Source organism: Pseudomonas sp. W15Feb34, from assembly GCF_023127765.1.
GTDB lineage: Bacteria > Pseudomonadota > Gammaproteobacteria > Pseudomonadales > Pseudomonadaceae > Aquipseudomonas > Aquipseudomonas synxantha_A.
Genome location: NZ_SPKN01000044.1, coordinates 99910 through 122166, shown reverse-complemented (window position 1 = coordinate 122166; position 22257 = coordinate 99910). Strand labels below are relative to the sequence as shown.

The 22257-nt window shown below is 61.2% G+C and carries 15 protein-coding genes; 11 read left to right on the top strand and 4 right to left on the bottom strand.

The features are described from left to right. Positions 1–173: 173 nt before the first annotated feature. The 3 genes from E4O97_RS20515 to E4O97_RS20505 all read right to left on the bottom strand — a co-directional run bounded on the left by E4O97_RS20515 (position 174) and on the right by E4O97_RS20505 (position 4986). A complete protein-coding gene (locus E4O97_RS20515; protein WP_005784023.1) occupies positions 174–875 on the bottom strand; it encodes an SPOR domain-containing protein in 702 nt (233 codons plus the stop codon). 1 nt (position 876) lies between these two features. Further along, the gene (gene argS / locus E4O97_RS20510) at positions 877–2613 is read right to left on the bottom strand and encodes an arginine--tRNA ligase (RefSeq protein WP_122732471.1); all 1737 of its coding nucleotides are present in this window, start codon (positions 2611–2613) and stop codon (positions 877–879) included. Positions 2614–2766: 153 nt separating this feature from the next. Then, a complete protein-coding gene (locus tag E4O97_RS20505; protein ID WP_148853009.1) occupies positions 2767–4986 on the bottom strand; it encodes a primosomal protein N' in 2220 nt (739 codons plus the stop codon). A 215-nt stretch (positions 4987–5201) separates the two neighbouring features. Between E4O97_RS20505 and rpmE the strand changes: the two genes are divergently transcribed. The 3 genes from rpmE (at position 5202) to E4O97_RS20490 (ending at position 7707) form a co-directional block, all read left to right on the top strand. Further along, complete coding sequence (gene rpmE, locus E4O97_RS20500; RefSeq protein WP_005784030.1) at positions 5202–5435, top strand: 50S ribosomal protein L31; 234 nt, start codon at positions 5202–5204, stop codon at positions 5433–5435. A gap of 14 nt (positions 5436–5449) precedes the next feature. Then, positions 5450–6256 (top strand): thermonuclease family protein, encoded by an 807-nt coding sequence (locus tag E4O97_RS20495; protein ID WP_248162059.1) that lies wholly within the window; start codon positions 5450–5452, stop codon positions 6254–6256. A gap of 182 nt (positions 6257–6438) precedes the next feature. Beyond that, positions 6439–7707 carry a malic enzyme-like NAD(P)-binding protein gene (locus E4O97_RS20490; RefSeq protein WP_005784034.1) on the top strand — a complete coding sequence of 423 codons (1269 nt, stop codon included), beginning with the start codon at positions 6439–6441 and terminating at the stop codon, positions 7705–7707. A gap of 145 nt (positions 7708–7852) precedes the next feature. On the opposite strand, the gene E4O97_RS20485 is transcribed toward E4O97_RS20490, so the two are convergent. Next, positions 7853–10318, bottom strand: coding sequence for a penicillin-binding protein 1A (locus E4O97_RS20485; RefSeq protein ID WP_248162057.1), 2466 nt, complete (start codon positions 10316–10318; stop codon positions 7853–7855). A 230-nt stretch (positions 10319–10548) separates the two neighbouring features. On the opposite strand from E4O97_RS20485, the gene pilM reads away from it, so the two are divergent. The 8 genes from pilM to gltB all read left to right on the top strand — a co-directional run bounded on the left by pilM (position 10549) and on the right by gltB (position 22251). Further along, positions 10549–11205: a type IV pilus assembly protein PilM gene (gene pilM, locus E4O97_RS20480; RefSeq protein ID WP_032881135.1), complete on the top strand. Its 657-nt coding sequence runs from the start codon at positions 10549–10551 to the stop codon at positions 11203–11205. Further along, positions 11202–11756 (top strand): PilN domain-containing protein, encoded by a 555-nt coding sequence (locus E4O97_RS20475; RefSeq protein WP_005784037.1) that lies wholly within the window; start codon positions 11202–11204, stop codon positions 11754–11756. The genes pilM and E4O97_RS20475 overlap by 4 nt, the downstream gene beginning before the upstream one ends. Beyond that, a complete protein-coding gene (locus tag E4O97_RS20470) occupies positions 11753–12724 on the top strand; it encodes a pilus assembly protein PilP (protein WP_248162056.1) in 972 nt (323 codons plus the stop codon). Before E4O97_RS20475 ends, E4O97_RS20470 begins: the two co-directional genes overlap by 4 nt. A gap of 69 nt (positions 12725–12793) precedes the next feature. Next, positions 12794–14119, top strand: coding sequence for a type IV pilus secretin PilQ family protein (locus E4O97_RS20465; RefSeq protein ID WP_078820091.1), 1326 nt, complete (start codon positions 12794–12796; stop codon positions 14117–14119). Positions 14120–14123: 4 nt separating this feature from the next. Further along, positions 14124–14642, top strand: a complete 519-nt coding sequence (aroK, locus tag E4O97_RS20460; RefSeq protein ID WP_005784043.1) for a shikimate kinase AroK — start codon at positions 14124–14126, stop codon at positions 14640–14642. Positions 14643–14767: 125 nt separating this feature from the next. Beyond that, on the top strand, positions 14768–15868 hold the full coding sequence (gene aroB / locus E4O97_RS20455; protein WP_032878306.1) for a 3-dehydroquinate synthase: 1101 nt from the start codon (positions 14768–14770) through the stop codon (positions 15866–15868). Between the two features lie 10 nt (positions 15869–15878). Beyond that, positions 15879–17450 carry an AAA family ATPase gene (locus E4O97_RS20450; protein ID WP_223017972.1) on the top strand — a complete coding sequence of 524 codons (1572 nt, stop codon included), beginning with the start codon at positions 15879–15881 and terminating at the stop codon, positions 17448–17450. A gap of 355 nt (positions 17451–17805) precedes the next feature. Next, positions 17806–22251, top strand: coding sequence for a glutamate synthase large subunit (gene gltB / locus E4O97_RS20445; protein ID WP_248162055.1), 4446 nt, complete (start codon positions 17806–17808; stop codon positions 22249–22251). Positions 22252–22257 lie beyond the last annotated feature (6 nt).

Sequence of the window (22257 nt, the reverse complement as noted above, 5' to 3'; positions counted from 1 at the left end):
GTGCGCGGACGAGTGGTGTTTATTGATCCGACACCTATTCAAGAACACCGCAAAACCAAATGTGGGAGGGGGCTTGCTCCCGATCGCGGTGTGTCAGTCGCTGAATATATTGACTGATATACCGCCATCGGGGGCAAGCCCCCTCCCACATTAGCCCTGCTATGTCTTCGAAATCAGCGGCTCTGGCGCTGTTGTAACAACAGATTGCTAAACCCGGCCCCGGCCAATTGTTTCTGCGCCACGGTCAGTTGCTCACGGTTGCTGAACGGCCCCACCAATACGCGATACCAGGTCGCGTCCTTCACCGTGCCGGACTCAACCGAGACCGATTGGCCCAACAGAATGATCTGTGCACGCACACGATCGGCATCCGCCTGTTTCGGGAACGAGCCGGCTTGCAGGAAGAACTTGGTCACAGGCGCGGCCTTGGTCGCTGCCACTGGCGGTGCTGGCGGCGGAGTGATGCCGGCCAGTGCAGCCTGGGCGCGAGCCGTATCGATTTTCGCCGCTTCCGCTGGGGTTACGGGCGTGGTCGGCACTTGCGGGGTCGGCAGGGTTTTCTCCGGCACGGCGTCGGGCGGCACGATCACTTCCGATTCCGGCAGCAGCGTGTAGAAGTCGTATTTCGGCTTCACCGGTGCGGTCGGGCTTGGCGCAGTCTTGTTGGCCTCGGCAATTTTCGTGGCCTTCTGCTGCTCCTGTTTGACGCGCTTGACGTCATCGCCCTGGCCAGGCTCCAGCTTCATCAGAAACACAACGAAGGCACCGACCGTCAGGCCGATGGCCATCCACAGCCAGCCCGGGATCGGCTGCTTCGCCGGGGCCTGATAACGGCTGGCGCCGCGTTTGGGTGCAGGTTTTTTCTTGGCAGCCAACTTACATACGCTCCAGAGTTTCCAGGCCCAAGAGTTCCAGGCCTTGCTTGAGGGTGCGTCCAGCCAATGCGGCAAGGCGCAGGCGACTTTGTTTCTGGGCTTCGTCGTCGGCGGTGAGGATAGGGCAGTTCTCGTAGAAGCTGGAGAACAACCCGGCCACTTCATACAAATAGGTGCACAGAATATGCGGCGTGCCTTTGTCGCCTACGCTGTTGAGCACTTCACCGAACTGCGCGAGCTTGGCCGCCAGTTCCTGTTCATGGGCGGCGTCCAGCACGATCTGGCCTTCGACTTCGCTGAAGTCCTTGCCCAGCTTGCGGAACACGCCGGCCACGCGGGTGTAGGCGTACAGCAGGTACGGCGCGGTGTTGCCTTCGAAGTTGAGCATCAGGTCGAAGTTGAAGCTGTAGTCGCTGGTGCGGTGCTTGGACAGGTCGGCGTATTTCACCGCACCAATGCCCACCACGCGGGCAATATTACGCAGGTCGGCCTCGGCCAGCTCCGGGTTCTTCTCCTTCACCAGGTTGTAGGCACGTTCCTGGGCTTCGGTCAGCAGGTCGATCAGCTTCACGGTACCGCCGTCACGGGTCTTGAACGGGCGGCCATCGGCGCCGTTCATGGTGCCGAAACCCATGTGTTCCATGTGCATCGGGTGGGTGACGAAGCCGGCACGACGGGCCACTTCGAACACTTGCTGGAAGTGAAGGGCCTGGCGTTGGTCGACGAAGTACAGCGCACGGTCGGCCTTGAGCACGCCGCTGCGATAGCGCACGGCAGCCAGGTCGGTGGTGGCGTAGAGATAGCCGCCATCGGCCTTGACGATGATCACCGGCAGCGGCTCGCCGTCGGCGGTCTTGAATTCTTCGAGGAACACGCACTGCGCGCCGTTGCTCTCGACCAGCAGGCCCTTGGCCTTGAGGTCGTTGACCACGTTGATCAGGTCGTCGTTGTAGGCGCTTTCGCCCATCACGTCGGCCATGGTCAGTTTCACGTTGAGCAGTTCGTAGATTTCCTGGCAGTGGGACAGGGAAATCTCACGGAAGCGGTTCCACAGCGCCAGGCATTCCTGGTCGCCGGCTTGCAGTTTGACCACCAGGCCACGGGCGCGGTCGGCAAACTCTTCGGATTCGTCGAAGCGCTTCTTGGCGGCGCGGTAGAAGTTCTCCAGGTCGGCCAGCTCGTTGCTGGTGATCGGGTTTTCCTGCAGGTAGGCCATCAACATACCGAACTGGGTACCCCAGTCGCCGACGTGGTTCTGGCGGATCACGGTGTCGCCGAGGAACTCCAGCACCCGCGCCACACCGTCGCCGATGATGGTGGAGCGCAGGTGACCGACATGCATCTCTTTGGCCAGGTTCGGCGCCGACAGGTCGATGACCACGCGTTGGGTGTCGCCAGCCTTGTGTGCGCCGATTTTGGCATCGGCCAGGGCTGCGTCCAGGCGCGAAGCCAAGGCCTGGGTGTTCTGGAAGAAGTTGATAAAGCCCGGGCCTGCGATTTCAGCCTTGGTGACACTGGCGTCAGCCGGCAGCGCGGCAATGATTTTTTCCGCCAGGTCGCGGGGTTTCATACCGGCCGGCTTGGACAGCATCATCGCGATGTTGCTGGCGAAGTCGCCGTGGGTCTTGTCGCGGGTGTTCTCCACCTGGATCGCCGGCGACAGGCCTTCAGGCAACACACCTTCGTTGACGAGTTGGGTGAGGGCTTGTTGGATCAGCTGGCGAATGGTGTCTTTCATGGTGTTCTCTTTCGACCGCAAGCGGCGGCGCGCGATGCGCAGGTGGAAAAACTGGGCATTATCCGTGGCGAGGGCGGGCTTGCCAACCTTCGTCGGGTCTCTATAGACGATTAACCTGTGGCGAGGGAGCAAGCTCCCTCGCCACAGGGAAATTCAATACAGGTCTACCGGATCTACATCCAGAGACCATCGCACTTGCCGGCCGCTAGGCATTTGCTCCAGCTCAAGCATCCAGCTACTTAGCAGGCGATGCAGCGGTGCGCGAGAGGTTGCCTGCAAGAGTAGCTGAGCCCGGTAACGTCCGGCACGCCGCTCCATGGGCGCAGGCACGGGGCCGAGCAACTCGATACCGCTCAGGCCCAGCTCGCCGAGCAAACGTTCGGCCACGCTGCAGGCTTGATCGAGGAAACCTTCAGCCTGGCCGGGTTTGTGGGCTTCGGCACGCAGCAACGCCAAGTGCGCAAAGGGTGGCAAGCCGGCAGCGCGGCGTTCACTCAAGGCCTGCTCGGCGAAGGCAAAATAGCCTTGTTCCGTCAGTTGAATCAGCAGCGGGTGGTCGGCCAGGTGCGTCTGGATAATCACCTTGCCCGGCTCTTCGGCGCGTCCGGCGCGCCCTGCCACCTGCACGATCAACTGCGCCATGCGTTCGCTGGCGCGGAAATCCCCGGAGAACAACCCGCCGTCGGCATCCAGGATCGACACCAGGGTCACCCGTGGGAAGTGGTGCCCTTTGGCGAGCATCTGCGTGCCGATCAGAATGCACGGTTGACCTTTCTGAATGGTGGCAAACAACTGGTTCATTGCATCTTTGCGCGACGTGCTGTCGCGGTCGACCCGTAGCACCGGGTAATCCGGGAACAGAATGCCCAGACGCTCTTCGGCGCGCTCGGTGCCGGCCCCGACCGGGCGCAGGTCGACCTTGCCGCACTGCGGGCAATGGCGTGGCACCCGCTCTACATGACCGCAGTGATGGCAACGCAATTCGCCGTGGCGCTGGTGCACGGTCATGCGCGCATCGCAGCGCTCGCACTCGGACATCCAGCCGCAGTCATGGCACAGCAGTGTCGGGGCAAAGCCGCGACGGTTGAGAAACACCAATACTTGCTGGCCCGCGGCGAGGGTCTGGCCGATGGCCTGTTGCATCGGACCGGAAATACCGCTGTCCAGCGGGCGGCTTTTCACGTCCAGGCGCAGGAAGCGCGGTTGTTTGGCGCCGCCGGCGCGCTCGTTCATGCGTAGCAGGCCATAGCGGCCGGTGTAGGCGTTATGCAGGCTTTCCAGGGACGGCGTGGCCGAACCCAGCACAATCGGGATGTCTTCCTGACGTGCGCGTACCAGCGCCAGGTCGCGGGCGTGGTAACGCAGGCCTTCCTGCTGTTTATAGGAGCCGTCGTGCTCCTCGTCGATGATGATCAGCCCGGGGTTTTTCATTGGGGTGAACAGCGCCGAACGGGTGCCGATAATGATGTCTGCCTCGCCGTCCCGCGCTGCCAGCCACGACTCCAGGCGCTCACGGTCATTGACCGCTGAGTGCACCAGGGCGATGCGCGCGTTGAAGCGCTGCTCGAAACGCGCCAGGGTCTGTGGGCCCAGGTTGATCTCCGGGATCAGCACCAGTGCCTGCTTGCCGGCCTGCAGGGTTTCGCGGATCAGTTGCAAATACACTTCGGTCTTGCCGCTGCCGGTGACGCCAGCCAGAAGGAAGGCGTGGAAGCTGTCGAAACCGGCGCGAATCGCCTCATAGGCAGCGCGTTGCTCGGGGTTCAGCGGCAGCTCCGGCTGGGCCAGCCAATGTTCGTGGCGTGGGTCTGGGGCGTGCTTGCGGATTTCCACCTGCACCAGTCCCTTGGCCAGCAGCAGGTCGAGGCTGTCCTTGCTCAGCATCAGCTTGCTCAACAACTGGTGGGCCACGCCATGGGGGTGCTGGGCCAATGTGGCCAGGGCTTCGCGCTGGCGCGGGGCGCGGGCGATGCGCGGGTCGTCGAGGCGCGCGCCGGGCACCATCGACCAGAAACGCTCCTGGCGCGCTTCGGCCAGTTCGCCCTGGCGCAGCAGCACCGGCAGCGCCCAGCTCAAGGTATCGCCCAAGCTGTGCTGGTAATACTGCGCAGTCCACAGGCACAGCTTGAACAGTGCCGGCGGCAGTGGCGGTGTGGCGTCGAGGATGGCCAGGGCCGGCTTGAGCTTTTCCGCCGGGACCTCGCTGTGGTCCGTGACCTCCACCAGAATGCCGATCATTTCCCTGCGCCCAAACGGCACACGCACGCGCATCCCCGGCTGCAACTGCGTCCGCAGCACTCCAGCCGGGGCCCGGTAATCGAACAGGCGGCGCAGGGGGGAGGGCAGGGCTAGGCGCAAAATGGCGTCGGGCACGCGGGGCATCTCATATAAAGGCAGGCAGTGGTGCAGGGGCGCGAGCCTAGCAGAGCGGGGAGGGCTTGGGTATGCCATGGTTTTCTGATGAAAGGAGGTTTTTGGTCAGTAGCGCCGCTTGCGCGTTTAAAAAGGTCTGGTAGAATCCGCGGCCTAATTACGTGCGGTATTCGACAATAGTGTCGAGTGGCGGCACGCTAGCCCGAGGAAGTGCCATGAAAGCCGATATCCATCCAGCGTACGAAACCATCGAAGTTACCTGCAGCTGCGGCAACAAGTTCGAAACTCGTTCGAACCTGTGCAAGCCACTGGGTACTGACGTATGCAACGAGTGCCACCCGTTCTACACCGGTAAGCAGAAAACTCTGGACACCGGCGGCCGTGTACAGCGCTTCGCAGATCGCTTTGGTGCTTTCGGCAAGAAGCCTGCTGCTACTCCAGCAGAGTAAGGCTCAAAAGCCTTATGGGCTTTTGCCAGCTGTTGAAAAAGGCGTCCCTTGTGGGCGCCTTTTTTGTGCCCGGGATTTGGCTGGCAACCGCCCAGGCCGCGGTATTCTGCCCGGCACCCGCTTCCGTGGCGCGGGTAGAAGTGCAGCGCGTGGTGGACGGCGACACCGTACGCCTCAAGGATGGCCGCAGCGTGCGGATGATCGGCCTCAATGCGCCGGAAACCGGCAAGAAGGGTCGTACTGACGAGCCGTTTGCCGTCGCCGCCCGCCAGCGTCTACAAGCGTTGGTGCAGGCCAGTGATGGGCGTGTCGGTTTGGTGCCTGGCCGCGAGGGCAAGGATCATTACGGCCGCACCCTGGCCCACCTCTACGGCGCCAATGGCGAGAACCTGGAAGCGCAATTACTCGCCGAGGGCTTGGGCTTCCAGGTGGGGGTGGCGCCGAATGTAGACCTCGCCACCTGCCAGCAGGCGGCGGAAAACAGCGCCCGCCAGGCGCGCCTGGGGCTGTGGCGCCAATCGCCGGTGCAAACGGTGGCACAACTCAAGCGCTCCGGGTTTGCGCTGGTAACTGGCCGGGTCAGCAAGATCGAGCGCAATCGCGGTGGCATCTGGATTGAAATCCAGGGTTCACTGGTATTACGTATTGCCCCCGAACTGATCAGTCAGTTCGATCCGGCCATGCTCAATGGTCTGCAAGGTCGCACTATTGAAGCGCGCGGCTGGGTGCAGGATCGCTCCCGCCGTGGGGGTTTGAAAAGAGGTCAATCACGCTGGCTCCTGCCAATAACCGATCCTGACATGCTGAAATCGACGCTTTGAATAAAAAATTGTAGACATTTTTTATTTCGATTGTGAACAGTTGAGCCCTTGTATCCCGTGGCTCTTGGCCAAAAGTCGTAGCCCAGGGCCCTTGACACCCGTGACTGCCCAGTCTTGTAGGGACTTTGCGACACGCGTATCCTCGGCGGTCCGTCGACCAACAGTAAAAGCGGAATGCCGATATGTCTGATTTGAAAACTGCCGCTCTCGAATACCATGCCCATCCTCGTCCAGGAAAGCTGAGTGTAGAGCTCACCAAAGCCACTGCCACTGCTCGCGACCTGTCGCTGGCCTACAGCCCTGGTGTTGCCGAGCCCGTACGTGAAATCGCCCGTGACCCAGAACTGGCGTACAAGTACACCGGCAAGGGCAACCTGGTTGCAGTGATTTCCGATGGCACCGCGATCCTTGGCCTGGGTAACCTCGGCCCATTGGCTTCCAAGCCAGTCATGGAAGGTAAAGGCGTGCTGTTCAAGCGCTTTGCCGGCATCGACGTTTTCGACATCGAAGTCGATTCCGAGAGCCCGCAGGCTTTCATCGACACGGTCAAGCGCATTTCCATCACCTTCGGTGGCATCAACCTGGAAGACATCAAGGCACCTGAGTGCTTCGAGATCGAAAAGGCCCTGATCGAACAGTGCGACATCCCGGTATTCCACGATGACCAGCACGGCACCGCGATCGTTACCGCGGCCGGCATGATCAACGCCCTGGAAATCGCCGGCAAAACCCTGGGTGAGGCGAAGATCGTCTGCCTGGGCGCCGGTGCTGCGGCCATTTCCTGCATGAAGCTGATCATCAGCATGGGCGCCAAGCTGGAAAACATCTACATGGTCGACAGCAAGGGCGTGATCCAGTCCGAGCGTACCGACCTGAACCAGTACAAGGCGATGTTCGCCCACCCGTCCTCCAAGCGCACCCTGGCTGATGCCCTCGACGGTGCCGACGTGTTTGTCGGCCTGTCCGGCCCGAACCTGCTGAGCGCCGAAGGCCTGAAATCCATGGCGCCGAACCCGATCGTGTTCGCCTGCTCCAACCCGGATCCGGAAATCTCGCCTGAGCTGGCTCACGCCACCCGTAGCGACGTGATCATGGCTACCGGCCGTTCCGACTACCCGAACCAGGTCAACAACGTACTGGGCTTCCCGTTCATCTTCCGTGGTGCCCTGGACGTTCGCGCCAAGCGCATCAACGAAGAAATGAAAGTAGCGGCTGCCAACGCCCTGCGTGAACTGGCCAAGCTGCCGGTGCCTCAGGATGTGTGCGACGCCTACGGTGGTGCCAAGCTGGAATTCGGTCGTGAGTACATCATTCCAAAACCAATGGATAAGCGCCTGATCACCCTGATCTCCGATGCCGTGGCCAAGGCCGCGATCGAGACCGGTGTAGCAACCCTGCCGTATCCAAAGAACTACCCGCTGCAAAGCGTGGATGATGTGTTCAACGGCTAAGCCGTTATAGCGCACCAACAAAAAGCCCCGGCTCGAATGAGTCGGGGCTTTTTTTATGGCAATTCTCTTGAAGCCTATAGAGGTCAAATGTGGGAGGGAGCAAGCCCCCTCCCACATTTGGATCTATGTTGCGTCTTGGATCGGGTCAGAACAAATCGATCGGCGCGCCTTCATCCGCCGGTAGCGGGCTGCCCGGCACCACGCCATTGCCCAACTCGTTAACTGACGGCGGCGTGTCTTCGCTCTTGAACAGCTCGAAGTACGCATTCGGCGTACTCGGCGACGCCGCACGTCCACTCACCGGGTCGATGCGCAGGCTCAGGATGCCTTCCGGTTCAGGCTGGGTGTGCAGCGGCTTGTCCTTGAGCGCGGCGCCCATGTAGCTCATCCAGATCGGCAGGGCGACGGTGCCGCCAAACTCACGGCGGCCCAGGCTTTCCGGCTGGTCGTAGCCAGTCCATACCGTGGTCACGTAGTCGCCGTTGTAGCCGGAGAACCAGGCATCCTTGGACTCGTTGGTGGTACCGGTTTTACCCGCGATATCCGCACGGCCCAGGGCCAGTGCGCGGCGGCCGGTGCCCTTCTTGATCACGTCCTGCAGGATGCTGTTGAGGATATAGGTGGTGCGGCCATCCACGATGCGCTCGGCAACCGCTGGCGCTTGCGGCTCGGTCGTTGCGGGAGCGTTTGCGGCCGGCGCTGTGCCTGGCGTGGGCTCGATGGTAATGCCGCCGTTACCCGGTGCTGCGAGACCATCGGTTGCCGCCACACCATTGACCACATCACCGGGCACCCGTGGTGGGTTGGCGGTGAACAGGGTGTCGCCATTGCGGCTTTCGATCTTGTCGATCAGGTACGGCGCAATCTTGTAGCCGCCGTTGGCAAAGGTGCTCCAGCCAGTGGCGATTTCCATCGGCGTAAGGGTTGCGGTACCCAACGCCAGGGACAGGTTGGGCGGCAAGTCCGACTTGGCGAAGCCGAAGCGCGTCATGTAGTCGATGGTCTTGCCTACGCCCATGGCCTGCAGCAGGCGGATCGATACCAGGTTGCGAGACTTGTACAACGCCTCGCGAATGCGGATCGGGCCGAGGAAGGTGTTGGTGTCGTTCTTCGGCCGCCAGACCTTGTCCAGGTATTCATCGACAAACACGATCGGTGCGTCGTTGACCAGGCTGGCGGCGGTGTAGCCGTTGTCCAGTGCGGCGCTGTAGACGAATGGCTTGAAACTTGAACCCGGCTGGCGCTTGGCCTGTATCGCACGGTTGTAGTTGCTCTGCTCAAAGGCGAAACCGCCGACCAGTGCGCGGATTGCGCCGTTCTGCGGATCGAGGGATACCAGGGCGCCTTGGGCGACCGGCACCTGGCTGAACTTGAGGCTGTCATCCTGCTGGCGTTGCACGCGGATCAAATCACCCACCTTGGCCACGTCGGACGGCTGCTTGGGCATCGGCCCCATGCTGTTGGTGTTCAGGAACGGGCGCGCCCATTTCATGCTGTCCCACGCCACGTGGGCTTCACCGGCGCGGGTCAGCACTTGAATGCCGTCTTTGGTCACCTCGGTGACGATGGCCGGCTCCAGGCCGCTGATCGAGCGCTGTTTGCCCAGTTCGGTGGTCCAGGCACTCAGGGTCTTGCCCGGCAGGCGCGACTCGGGGCCGCGGTAGCCGTGACGTTGATCATAGGTGATCAAGCCTTCGTGTACGGAGTGGTTGGCGATTTCCTGCAAGTTGCTCGGAACCGTCGTGGTCACGCGAAAGCCTTCGGTGTAGGCATCGCTGCCATAACGGCCAACCATTTCGGCGCGGGCCATTTCGGCGATGTACGGTGCATTCACTTCCGGCGTCGGCACGTGATAGCTGGCGTTCAGCGGCTCGGCCACGGCGCTTTCATAAGCGGCCTGATCGATCTTGCCCAGCTTGTACATGCGCCCCAGGATCCAGTCGCGACGTTCTTTACTGCGCGCCGGGTTGGCCAGCGGGTTGAAGCGCGACGGCGCCTTGGGCAGGCCGGCGATCATGGCCATCTGCGCCAGGCTGGCGTCACGAATCGATTTGCCATAGTAGACCTGGGAGGCGGCCTCAATGCCGTAGGCGCGGTTGCCCAGGTAGATCTTGTTGACGTACAGCTCGAGGATTTCGTCCTTGGTCAGTTGGCGTTCAATCTGTAGCGCCAGCAGGATCTCGGTAGCTTTACGCGAAAAGCTGCGCTCGCTGGTGAGGAAGAAGTTCTTCGCCACCTGCATGGTGATGGTGCTGCCGCCGGATTGAATGTGTCCGCTCTTTACCAACTGCGTGGCCGCACGCACCAGGCTGCTGGGGTCGACGCCGTAGTGGTTGGCAAAATTGTCGTCTTCTGCCGACAGCAATGCACTGATGAAATTGGGTGGAATGTCGGCGAAACGGATCGGTGTGCGGCGCATTTCGCCGAACTCCGCGATCAGTTTTTCGTCGCTGCTGTAGACCCGCAAAGGAATCTGCAACTGGATACTTCTGAGGGCCTCTACGGAGGGCAAACCCGGACTAAGGTAGAGGTAGGCCCCGCTGAGTACGAGCAGCAGCCCGCAGACGATCGCGACAATGGAGTACCCGAAAAACTTCAGCAGACGAATCAAGGCTTTTGGATTTCCAGAGAAAAGAATGAGTTACGCGTCGGGGATGCATGGCAAACGATGGATCGACCCGGGCAGCAGATAAAAAAGCGGGAAAAAACGCTGGGCATTAAAGCATTTTTCAGCTTGGGGCGTCATTCGCGTGCCTCGAACAAGCCGACCGAATGCAGGGTGCCTGGCAGCAATCAAGCGAGATGACAGCCGGTATGACAGGGAAAGTTTTGGGGAGTTTTATGGGAAAGGGATTTTTCAGGCGAAAAGCCGACATCGTCTTGGGTGTCGACATCAATGACAGCGGTATCAAGCTGATCGAGCTGAGCCGTTCATCGGGTGGTTTCAGTGTCCAGGGCTATGCCACCCAGGCGCTGCCCGCCCATGCGGTCGTCGATGGCGCCTTGCTGGACGTCGAGGGCGTGGGGCGAGCTTTGCAACAAGCGTTATCCTGCCTGCGAACTTCGGCTCGACACGCCGCTGTGGCAGTGGCGGGCCCTTCGGTGATCACGCGGTTGATCGAGATGGATGCGGGCCTGCGCGACGAAGAAATGGCCTGGAAGATCCAGATGGAAGCCGACCAGTTCATTCCTTATCCATTGGATGAGGTGGCGATCGACTTTCAGGTCCAGGGCCCATCGGCCCAAGGGCCGCAGTGGGTTGAAGTCATGTTGGCGGCCTGTCTGCGCGAGCAGGTCCAGGCGCGAGTGGCGGTTTTAGCCCGGGCGGGGCTGGTGCCGCGGGTGGTCGATGTCGAAGGGTTTGCATTGGAGCGCGCTTGCCGTCAGGATTTTGCCAGCTTCACGCCGGGTCATCGAGTCGATGGTGCACAATGGGCCGTGGATGCCCAAGGGATGGGAGTGGCTTGCGGGTTGGCCCTGAGGAGTTTCGCTGGATGACACGAATCAATCTTTTGCCTTGGCGTCAGGCGCTGGCAGAGCGCAAGCGCAGGTATTTCATGGTGCTATTGCTGGCATTTGCCTGCCTGGCGCTGGCGGCCGTGTGGCTGGCTGACCAGGTGATTGACCAGGCGATAGATCGGCAAGTGAGCCGCAATAGCCGCTTGGGTGAGGAGGTGGCTACCCAGGATTCGCGGATCAGGACCATCGACGACCTGCAGGAACGAAGCCAGCAACTGGCCGAACGCATGAAGGTGGTGCAGGACCTGCACGACGCCCGCTCTTCCGGCGCCCGACTGTTCGAGCAATTGGCTCGTGCAATGCCTGAAGGTGTCCATCTGCATGAGGTGGTCGCAAACGGTGACACCATCAGCATTCGCGGCACGGCTGAAAGCAACCAGGACATTGCCCGGTTGATGCAGCAGCTCAAGCAGTCATCCCAGGGCTCCAGTTCGACCCGTCTGCAGCGCGTGCAGGCTGATGGAGCGCGCGGCGAAAGTGAGTTTCAACTGATGGTGCGCCAGGGGGAATCCAGCGAGGCGCAACCATGAGCCTGCCCAGGCTCGATTTTCCCACGCTCTTCTACAACGCTGCTAAATGGCCCTTGCCTGGCAAGGTCCTGCTTGGCTGTGGGCTGGCCGGCCTGGTGCTGCTGATAGGAGAGGCTGCGTACCTGAGCTCGTCACGTGAGCGATTGCATGGGTTTGAGGCGCGGGAGCAAACGCTACAGCAGCAGTTGGCGGAAAAAGCTGAACTGGCCTCCAACCTTGAGGCGCGCACCGATCAGTTCAGGGCAATGGAGGACAAGGTCACAGGCCTTCTACGTCAATTGCCCGGCCAGTCAGAGGTGCCGGCCTTGCTTGAAGATATCGCCCGATTGGCGATTGCCAATGGAGTATGGGTCGAGGGCATCACGGTGTTGGATGAAGAGCCTCGTCAGCTCTATATCGAGCAACCCATGCAAATCGGCGTCACCGGGGGCTACCACGACTTGGCAGCATTCGTCGGCGCCCTGGGTGGGTTACCGCGCGTCGTCACCGTGCAGGATGTTGCACTGGGGCATGACGGCGCCTTGCTGCGTCTGAACATGCTGGCAAAGACCTATCGGCGTACCACGCAAAGCGCCAAGGCCCGCGAAGCGTTCGACCCGGCCCAGCCATTGGTCTACACCCCATCGTTTGTGCGCGACCCGTTTCAGCCGCCCGGTTTGCAAGTAACTCGCGTGCCGGGGCGACCGGCCCTTGCGCCGGATCTCGCTCGGCCACGGGGGCTGCTGGAAGGCATGAACATCGATCAGTTCAAAATGGTCGGCACGCTGTCGTTGGGGGCGCAGGCTTTTGCCCTGCTGCGTGCCGGATCCAGGGTGCACCGGCTGACGATTGGTGATTACCTGGGGCCGGATCATGGCCAGGTCACGGCCATTCAAGAGGGGTCTATCCACTTGGTCGAACGGTTTCCCGATGAACAGGGCGGCTGGCTCGAACGCCCGCGAACCCTTGTGTTGAACGTCAACTCATAACGGAATCAAACAATGAAAAGGACTTTCTCGTCCTTCGGTGTGGCGCTATGGATAGCGTTCACGGCACCGATGGCTGCTGCTGTGCCCAATCGCCTGGACCTGATCCACCTGCCGCCGCCCGACAGTGCAGCGTCGGTCAGCTATACAGGCACCCGGCTGAACCTGAATTTCCAGGACATCGACCTGCGGGCGGTCTTGCAGCAAATCGCCGATGTCGCCGGGCTCAACCTGGTGACCAGTGATGAAGTGCAGGGCTCAATTACCCTGCGGCTCAAGGATGTGCCTTGGGATCAGGCGCTGGATCTGGTGCTGCAAACCAAAGGTCTGGATAAGCGCGTGAAAGCCGGTGTGTTGCTGGTGGCACCTGCGGATGAGTTGGCCGCTCGCGAACTGCTGGCGCTGGAGTCGCGCAAGCAGATGGCGGAACTGGCACCGCTGCGTCGGGAGCTGCTGCAGGTCAACTATGCCAAGGCGGCGGACCTGGCCAAGCTGTTTCAGTCGGTCACAGGTTTTGAAGGCGCCACGGATGAGCGCGGCTCGGTGGCGGTGGATGATCGCACCAACAACATCATCGCCTACCAGACCGGCGAACGGCTCGAAGAGCTGCGGCGTATCGTGGCGCAACTGGATATTCCCGTCCGCCAAGTGATGATCGAGGCGCGAATTGTCGAGGCCAATGTCGACTACGACAAAAGCCTGGGCGTGCGCTGGGGTGGGCGGCTCAGTCATGGCAGGGGAAGTGTCGGAGGTATTTCCAAGCCCGTGGCAGACGGCGCCGAACCGCCGCAAAACCCGCCCAGCTCCCCGTTTGTCGACTTGGGTTCGCTGACCGGCACCTCGGGTCTGGGCGTGGCCTACATCACCGACAATCTACTGCTGGACCTTGAGCTGACAGCCATGGAGAAAACCGGCAACGGCGAAATCGTCTCGCAGCCCAAGGTGGTCACGTCCGACAAGGAGACGGCACGCATCCTCAAGGGCACCGAAATTCCCTATCAAGAGTCCACCTCCCAGGGCGCTACCTCGGTGTCGTTCAAGGAGGCTTCGCTTTCGCTGGAGGTCACGCCGCAAATCACCCCCGACGACCACGTGATCATGGCGGTCAAGGTCACCAAGGATGAGCCCGATTACTTGAACAGGCTCAATGATGTACCGCCGATCAAGAAAAACGAGGTCAACGCCAAGGTGCTGGTCAGGGATGGCGAGACCATCGTCATCGGTGGGGTTTTCTCCAATACCCAAAGCAAAGTGGTAGATAAAGTGCCATTTTTGGGCGATGTGCCGTATCTTGGCCGCCTTTTCCGGCGCGATGTGCTGGCGGAGAAAAAATCCGAGCTGCTGGTATTCCTGACTCCGCGTATCATGAATAACCAGGCGATTGCTGTGAGTCGTTGATTCTGTGCGAAATTTGATTCTTGTAGGGCCGATGGGGGCTGGAAAGAGCACCATCGGCCGTTTGCTGGCCAAAGAGCTGCGCCTGCCGTTCAAAGATTCCGACAAGGAAATTGAATTGCGCACGGGTGCCAATATCCCATGGATCTTCGATAAAGAAGGCGAGCTGGGCTTTCGTGACCGCGAGCAGGCGATGATTGCCGAGCTGTGTGGCTGCGATGGCGTGGTATTGGCGACCGGCGGTGGCGCCGTCATGCGCGACGAAAACCGTCGAGCGCTGTATGCCGGTGGTCGGGTAGTGTATTTGCATGCCTCGGTCGAGCAGCAGGTGGGCCGCACCGCCCGCGATCGCAATCGCCCGTTGCTGCGCACCGCCAACCCGGAAAAAACCCTGCGGGACCTGCTGGCGCTGCGCGATCCGCTGTATCGGGAAATCGCCGATCTGGTGGTGGAAACCGATGAGCGACCCCCTCGGATGGTGGTGCTCGATATTCTGGAGCGCCTGCAGCGGTTGCCACCCCGTTAAAGCCTGGCCCGAAATGCGCTATTCTCGGCGGCGCGCCATAACCTTGTGAGGTGTGGCGTAGAGCCATCAGGTGATGTCGGATTGCGACATTGCCGGTCGTCAATACATCTTCAACGCGGGGAAACATGCAGACACTTAAGGTCGATCTAGGCGAGCGCAGCTACCCGATCCACATTGGCGAAGGTCTGTTGGACCAGCCCGAACTGCTCGCGCCGCATATTGCCGGTCGGCAGGTGGCGATCATCTCCAACGAAACGGTTGCGCCCCTGTATCTTGAGCGTTTGAGCCGCAGCCTTGCGGCGTATTCGGTGATTTCCGTGGTGTTGCCCGACGGCGAAGCCCACAAGAACTGGGAAACCCTGCAACTGATCTTTGATGGCCTGCTGACTGCGCGCCATGACCGTCGAACCACCGTGGTTGCCCTGGGCGGCGGTGTGATCGGCGACATGGCCGGTTTTGCTGCAGCCTGCTACCAGCGTGGCGTGGACTTTATCCAGGTGCCGACCACCCTGTTGTCCCAGGTCGATTCTTCGGTGGGCGGCAAAACGGGTATCAATCACCCGCTGGGCAAGAACATGGTCGGTGCGTTCTACCAGCCACAGGCCGTGCTGATCGACACCGCTACCCTCAACACACTGCCACCGCGTGAGTTGTCGGCGGGCCTGGCGGAAGTCATCAAGTACGGGCTGATCTGTGACGAGCCCTTCCTGAGCTGGCTTGAAGAACATGTAGATGCCTTGCGCGCACTCGACCAGGTGGCCTTGACCGAAGCGATTTCCCGCTCCTGCGCCGCCAAGGCGCTGGTGGTCAATGCCGACGAACGGGAGTCCGGCGTGCGCGCTACCCTGAACCTGGGCCACACCTTCGGCCATGCGATCGAAACGCACATGGGCTATGGTGTGTGGCTGCATGGGGAAGCCGTAGCGGCTGGCACGGTGATGGCGTTGGAGATGTCGCAACGCCTGGGCTGGATCACCGCCCAGGAGCGTGATCGCGGTATCCGCCTGTTCCAGCGCGCCGGCTTACCGGTCATCCCTCCCACAGAGATGACCGAGGCAGATTTTCTCGAACATATGGCAATAGACAAGAAAGTGATCGACGGTCGACTGCGACTGGTACTGCTGCGCCACATGGGCGAGGCGGTGGTGACCGACGATTATCCGAAAGAGATTTTACAGGCCACGCTGGGAGCGGATTACCGCGCCCTGGCCCAGCTTAAAGGTTAATAAGATCCCGATGACTAGTTTGCATGCCGACGAGGCGTTCCTCGGCCATTATCACTTGAGCCATGACCCTTTTGCTCCACGGGTGCCTGGTTTCAAATTCTTCCCTGCGCAGCGCAAGCCGGTATTGGGGCAACTGCATCATCTGGCGCGCTACAGCCAGTTGCTGCTGGTGGTCACGGGACCGTTGGGCAGTGGCAAGACCTTGCTGCGCCAGGCGCTGGTCGCCAGCACCAACAAGCAATCGGTGCAGAGCGTGGTGGTATCGGCCCGTGGCGCCGGTGACGCAGCGGGCGTACTGCGCCAGGTTGCACAGGCCCTGGACGTATCCAACGCCGAGCCGAACGCGATTCTCAAACAGGTGGTGCAACTGGGCCTGACCGGCCAGGAAGTCTACCTGCTGGTCGACGACGCCGAGCAGCTTGACGAATCCGCGCTGGAAGCGCTGTTGGCGCTGGCCGCGGGCACGCCGGAAGGCCGCCCGCATGTGTTCCTGTTTGGCGAGTCGTCGTTGATCGCCGATCTGGAGCAGATCAGCGGTGAGCAAGAGTTGTTCCACGTCATCGAATTGCAGCCGTACGAAGAGGAAGAAACCCGCGAATACCTGGCTCAGCGCCTCGAGGGTGCAGGGGCCGGTATCGAACTTTTCTCCGCTGCGCAGATCTCTGATATTCACGAAAGCTCCGATGGCTGGCCTGGAAACATCAACCAGGTTGCCCGCGATGCAATGATCGAAGCCATGATTGCCAGCCGCTCTGCGGTCAAGCGTCCAAAGATGGGGTTCACTATGCCTAAGAAGCACGTATTGGCTATTTCCGCCGTTGTCGTGGTCGCTGTAGCCGCCGCCTGGTTGATCCCGGGTCGCAACAAGGCACCGACAACAACCGGCGCGCCAACTGAGCAGGCGCAGTTGCCACTGGGCAAGCCCACGCCAAATGTCGAATTCGCCAACTCCGGCCAACCAACCAATCTGCCTATGGTCGGCCAGCCTGTAATGCGCGGCCCGCTGGCTGAAGAAGCCGGTGGCATCTCCGAAGGCGACGACGGCGTGCCGGTGGAAGGCTCCAGCGCCACGCCGCCGACCGTGACCACCACCGCGCCACCAGCGGGCGTACCGGCCGGCACGCCAGCAACCCCAGTAGCGCCTGCCGCACCGGTTGCGCCAGTTGCCAAGCCGACCCCGGCGCCGACAGTAGCGACAGCCAAGCCCGCAGCACCAGTTGCCAAGCCGGCACCGGCACCCGCGGCCAAGCCTGCTGAAAAACCTGCCGCTACCGTGGCCAAGACCGGCGCCGCTGGCAGCAGCTGGTACAGCAGCCAGCCTACCGGCAATTTCGTGGTGCAGATCCTCGGCACCAGCTCTGAGGCCAACGCCCAGGCGTTCGTCAAGGAGCAGGGCGGCCAGTACCGTTATTTCAAGAAAGTGCTCAACGGCAAGCCTCTCTACGTGATCACCTACGGCAGCTTCCCAAGCCGCGCCGCAGCCGATTCTGCCATCAAGGCCTTGCCAGCGAAGGTTCAGGCTGGTAAACCTTGGCCTCGCACTGTTGCCAGCGTTCAACAAGAACTGGCAGCAACTCGCTGAAGATCCGGCGGCCTTACCCAGGCCGCCCTCCCGGCACCTCAAAAAACAATCGCAAGGCGTGCAGTCCCCCGCAAGGACCGCGCGCTTTGTGGTGTCTGCGCCACAGTAGCTTTTGAGTCGTAGCGGTCAGAATTAAAAAAGTTTTGACTAGCACAGCATATCGCTTTAAACCTTTCATAAATGCGACATAGATTTGCGACATTTCGTCGCTAAATTTGTGAGCGTCTGTGTCGGTGTGTACAATGACCTCCCTTTTGCCCCCGCTAAGCCGGCGTACGTTCGGCGTGGAAGGTAACCGGTTGAATTGAAAAGAAATTTGCCTCGATATAAGAGGCAGCCTGGTGAGAAAGTGTCTATGAAAGCAGGTCTGTACCAACCCGATGAATTCAAGGATAACTGCGGTTTCGGCCTGATAGCCCACATGCAGGGCGAGCCCAGTCATACCCTTTTGCAAACGGCCATCGAGGCCCTGACCTGCATGACCCACCGCGGTGGGATCAACGCCGACGGCAAGACCGGTGACGGTTGCGGCTTGCTGATTCAAAAGCCCGACCAGTTCCTGCGCGCTGTCGCCAAAGAGCATTTTGCGGCCGACCTGCCCAAGCAGTACGCCGTGGGCATGGTGTTTTTCAACCAGGACCCGGTAAAAGCCGAAGCCGCTCGCGAGAACATGAACCGCGAGATCGTTGCTGCCGGCCTGCAACTGGTCGGCTGGCGCAAAGTGCCAATCGACACCAGCGTACTCGGCCGCCTGGCCCTGGAGCGCCTGCCGCAGATCGAACAAGTGTTCATCGCGGGTGACGGCCTGAGCGACCAGGACATGGCGATCAAGCTGTTCACGTCCCGTCGTCGTTCGTCGGTGCTCAACGCCGCCGACACTGACCATTACATCTGCAGCTTTTCCCACAAGACCATCATTTATAAAGGCCTGATGATGCCGGCGGATCTCACCGCCTTTTATCCAGACCTGAGCGACGAGCGCCTGCAAACCGCGATCTGCGTGTTCCACCAGCGCTTCTCCACCAACACCCTGCCGAAATGGCCGCTGGCCCAGCCATTCCGCTTCCTCGCCCACAACGGCGAGATCAATACCATCACCGGCAACCGCAACTGGGCCGTGGCCCGTCGCACCAAGTTCGCCAACGATTTGATGGACCTCGAAGAGCTCGGCCCGCTGGTCAACCGCGTGGGTTCCGACTCCTCCAGCATGGACAACATGCTTGAGCTGATGGTCACCGGTGGCATCGACCTGTTCCGTGGCGTGCGCATGATCATTCCGCCTGCGTGGCAGAACGTCGAGACCATGGACCCGGACCTGCGGGCGTTCTACGAATACAACTCGATGCACATGGAACCGTGGGACGGCCCGGCCGGCGTGGTCATGACCGACGGCCGCTACGCGGTGTGCCTGCTCGACCGTAACGGCTTGCGCCCGGCGCGCTGGGTCACCACCACCAACGGCTTTATCACCCTGGCGTCGGAAATCGGCGTGTGGGACTACAAGCCTGAAGACGTGATCGCCAAAGGCCGTGTCGGTCCTGGCCAGATCCTGGCCGTGGACACCGAAACCGGACAGATCCTCGACACCGACGCCATCGACAACCGTCTGAAGTCGCGTCACCCGTACAAGCAATGGCTGCGCAAAAACGCCCTGCGCATCCAGGCGACCATGGAAGACAATGACCACGGTTCGGCTTTCTACGACATCGACCAGCTCAAGCAATACATGAAGATGTATCAGGTCACGTTCGAAGAACGTGATCAGGTGCTGCGCCCGCTCGGCGAGCAAGGCTACGAAGCCGTAGGCTCCATGGGCGACGATACGCCGATGGCTGTGCTGTCCCAGCGTGTGCGCACGCCGTACGACTACTTCCGCCAGCAGTTCGCCCAGGTGACCAACCCACCGATCGACCCGCTGCGCGAAGCCATCGTGATGTCCCTGGAAGTGTGCCTCGGTGCCGAGCGCAATATCTTCCAGGAATCGCCTGAGCACGCCTCCCGTGTGATCCTCAGCTCGCCGGTCGTTTCCCCGGCCAAGTGGCGCTCGCTGATGACCCTGGAGCGTCCAGGCTTCGACCGCCAGATCATCGACCTGAACTACGACGAGAGCCTCGGCCTTGAAGCCGCTGTGCGCAACGTCGCCGACCAGGCTGAAGAAGCTGTGCGCGCCGGCCGCACTCAGATCGTACTGACCGACCGCCATATCGCGCCGGGCAAGTTGCCGATCCACGCGTCCCTGGCGACCGGCGCGGTGCACCACCGGCTGACCGAAAAAGGCCTGCGCTGCGACTCCAACATTCTGGTGGAAACCGCCACTGCCCGTGACCCGCACCACTTCGCGGTGCTGATCGGCTTCGGCGCCTCGGCGGTGTACCCGTTCCTGGCGTATGAAGTACTCGGCGACCTGATCCGTACCGGTGAAGTGTTGGGCGACCTCTACGAGGTGTTCAAGAACTACCGCAAGGGCATCACCAAGGGCCTGCTGAAGATCCTGTCGAAGATGGGCATCTCCACCGTCACCTCCTACCGCGGTGCGCAATTGTTCGAAGCCATCGGCCTGTCCGAAGAAGTCTGCGAGCTGAGCTTCCGTGGCGTGCCGAGCCGTATCAAGGGCGCACGTTTCGTCGATATCGAAGCCGAGCAGAAAGCCCTGGCAGCCGAAGCCTGGAGCGCGCGCAAGCCGATCCAGCAAGGCGGCCTGCTCAAGTTCGTGCACGGTGGCGAATACCACGCCTACAACCCGGACGTGGTCAGTACCCTGCAAGCCGCCGTGCAGCAGGGCGACTACGCCAAGTTCAAGGAATACACGAGCCTGGTGGATAACCGCCCGGTGTCGATGATCCGCGATCTGTTCAAGGTGAAGACCCTGGACACGCCGATGGATATCGCCGAAGTCGAGCCACTGGAATCGATCCTCAAGCGCTTCGACTCCGCCGGTATTTCCCTGGGCGCCTTGTCGCCTGAGGCTCACGAAGCCCTGGCCGAAGCCATGAACCGCCTGGGTGCGCGTTCCAACTCCGGCGAAGGCGGCGAAGACCCGGCGCGTTATGGCACGCTCAAAAGCTCGAAAATCAAGCAGGTGGCAACCGGCCGTTTCGGTGTGACCCCGGAGTACCTGATCAACGCCGAAGTGCTGCAGATCAAGGTTGCCCAAGGCGCCAAACCGGGTGAGGGCGGGCAATTGCCAGGCGGCAAGGTCAACGGCCTGATCGCCAAGCTGCGTTATGCAGTGCCGGGCGTGACCCTGATCTCGCCGCCGCCGCACCACGACATCTACTCGATTGAAGATTTGTCGCAGCTGATTTTCGACCTCAAACAAGTCAACCCGCAGGCCCTGGTCTCGGTAAAACTGGTCGCAGAAGCGGGCGTCGGCACCATCGCCGCTGGCGTCGCCAAGGCCTATGCCGACCTGATCACCATCTCCGGCTACGACGGCGGCACCGGCGCTTCGCCGCTGACCTCGATCAAGTACGCAGGTGCGCCGTGGGAGCTCGGCCTGGCCGAAACCCACCAGACCCTGCGCGGCAACGACCTGCGCGGCAAGGTGCGGGTACAGACCGACGGTGGTCTGAAAACCGGCCTCGACGTGATCAAGGCCGCGATCCTCGGCGCCGAGAGTTTCGGCTTCGGCACTGCGCCCATGATCGCGCTGGGCTGCAAATACCTGCGTATCTGCCACCTGAACAACTGCGCTACTGGCGTGGCGACTCAGAACGAAAAACTGCGCAAGGACCACTACATCGGCACCGTCGACATGGTGGTGAATTTCTTCACCTACGTCGCCGAAGAAACCCGTGAGTGGCTGGCCAAGCTGGGCGTGCGTTCGCTGGAAGAGCTGATCGGTCGCACCGACCTGTTGGACATCCTCGAAGGCCAGACCGCCAAGCAACAGCATTTGGACCTGACACCGCTGTTGGGCAGCGATCACATCCCCGCAGACAAGCCACAATTCTGCCAAGTGGACCGCAACCCGCCGTTCGACAAAGGCCTGCTGGCCGAGAAAATGGTCGAAATGGCCGGCTCCTCGATCAGCGATGCCAGCGGTGGCGAATTCGCCCTGGATATCTGCAACTGCGACCGTTCCATCGGTGCTCGCATCTCCGGTGAAATCGCGCGCAAGCACGGCAACCAGGGCATGGCGAAAGCGCCGATCACCTTCCGCTTCAAGGGCACTGCGGGCCAGAGTTTCGGTGTGTGGAACGCCGGTGGCCTGCACATGTATCTGGAAGGCGATGCCAACGACTACGTGGGCAAAGGCATGACCGGCGGCAAGCTGGTTATCGTCCCGCCAGCCGGTAGCGTGTACAAGACCCAGGACAGTGCCATCATCGGCAACACCTGCTTGTACGGCGCCACGGGTGGCAAGCTGTTTGCCGCGGGTACTGCCGGTGAGCGCTTCGCCGTGCGTAACTCCGGTGCCCACACCGTGGTGGAAGGCACTGGCGATCACTGCTGCGAGTACATGACCGGGGGCTTTGTCGCGGTACTGGGCAAGACCGGTTACAACTTCGGTTCGGGCATGACCGGCGGTTTCGCCTACGTGCTCGACCAGGACAACACCTTCGTCGACAAGGTCAACCACGAGTTGGTCGAGATCCAGCGGATCAGCGGTGAAGCCATGGAATCCTACCGGAACCACTTGCAGCACGTGCTGGACGAGTATGTCGAGGAGACCGGCAGTGAATGGGGTCGCAACCTCGCCGAAAACCTCGATGATTACCTGCGTCGTTTCTGGCTGGTCAAGCCCAAGGCTGCCAACCTGAAATCGTTGCTTTCCAGCATCCGTGCCAACCCGCAGTGATATGCG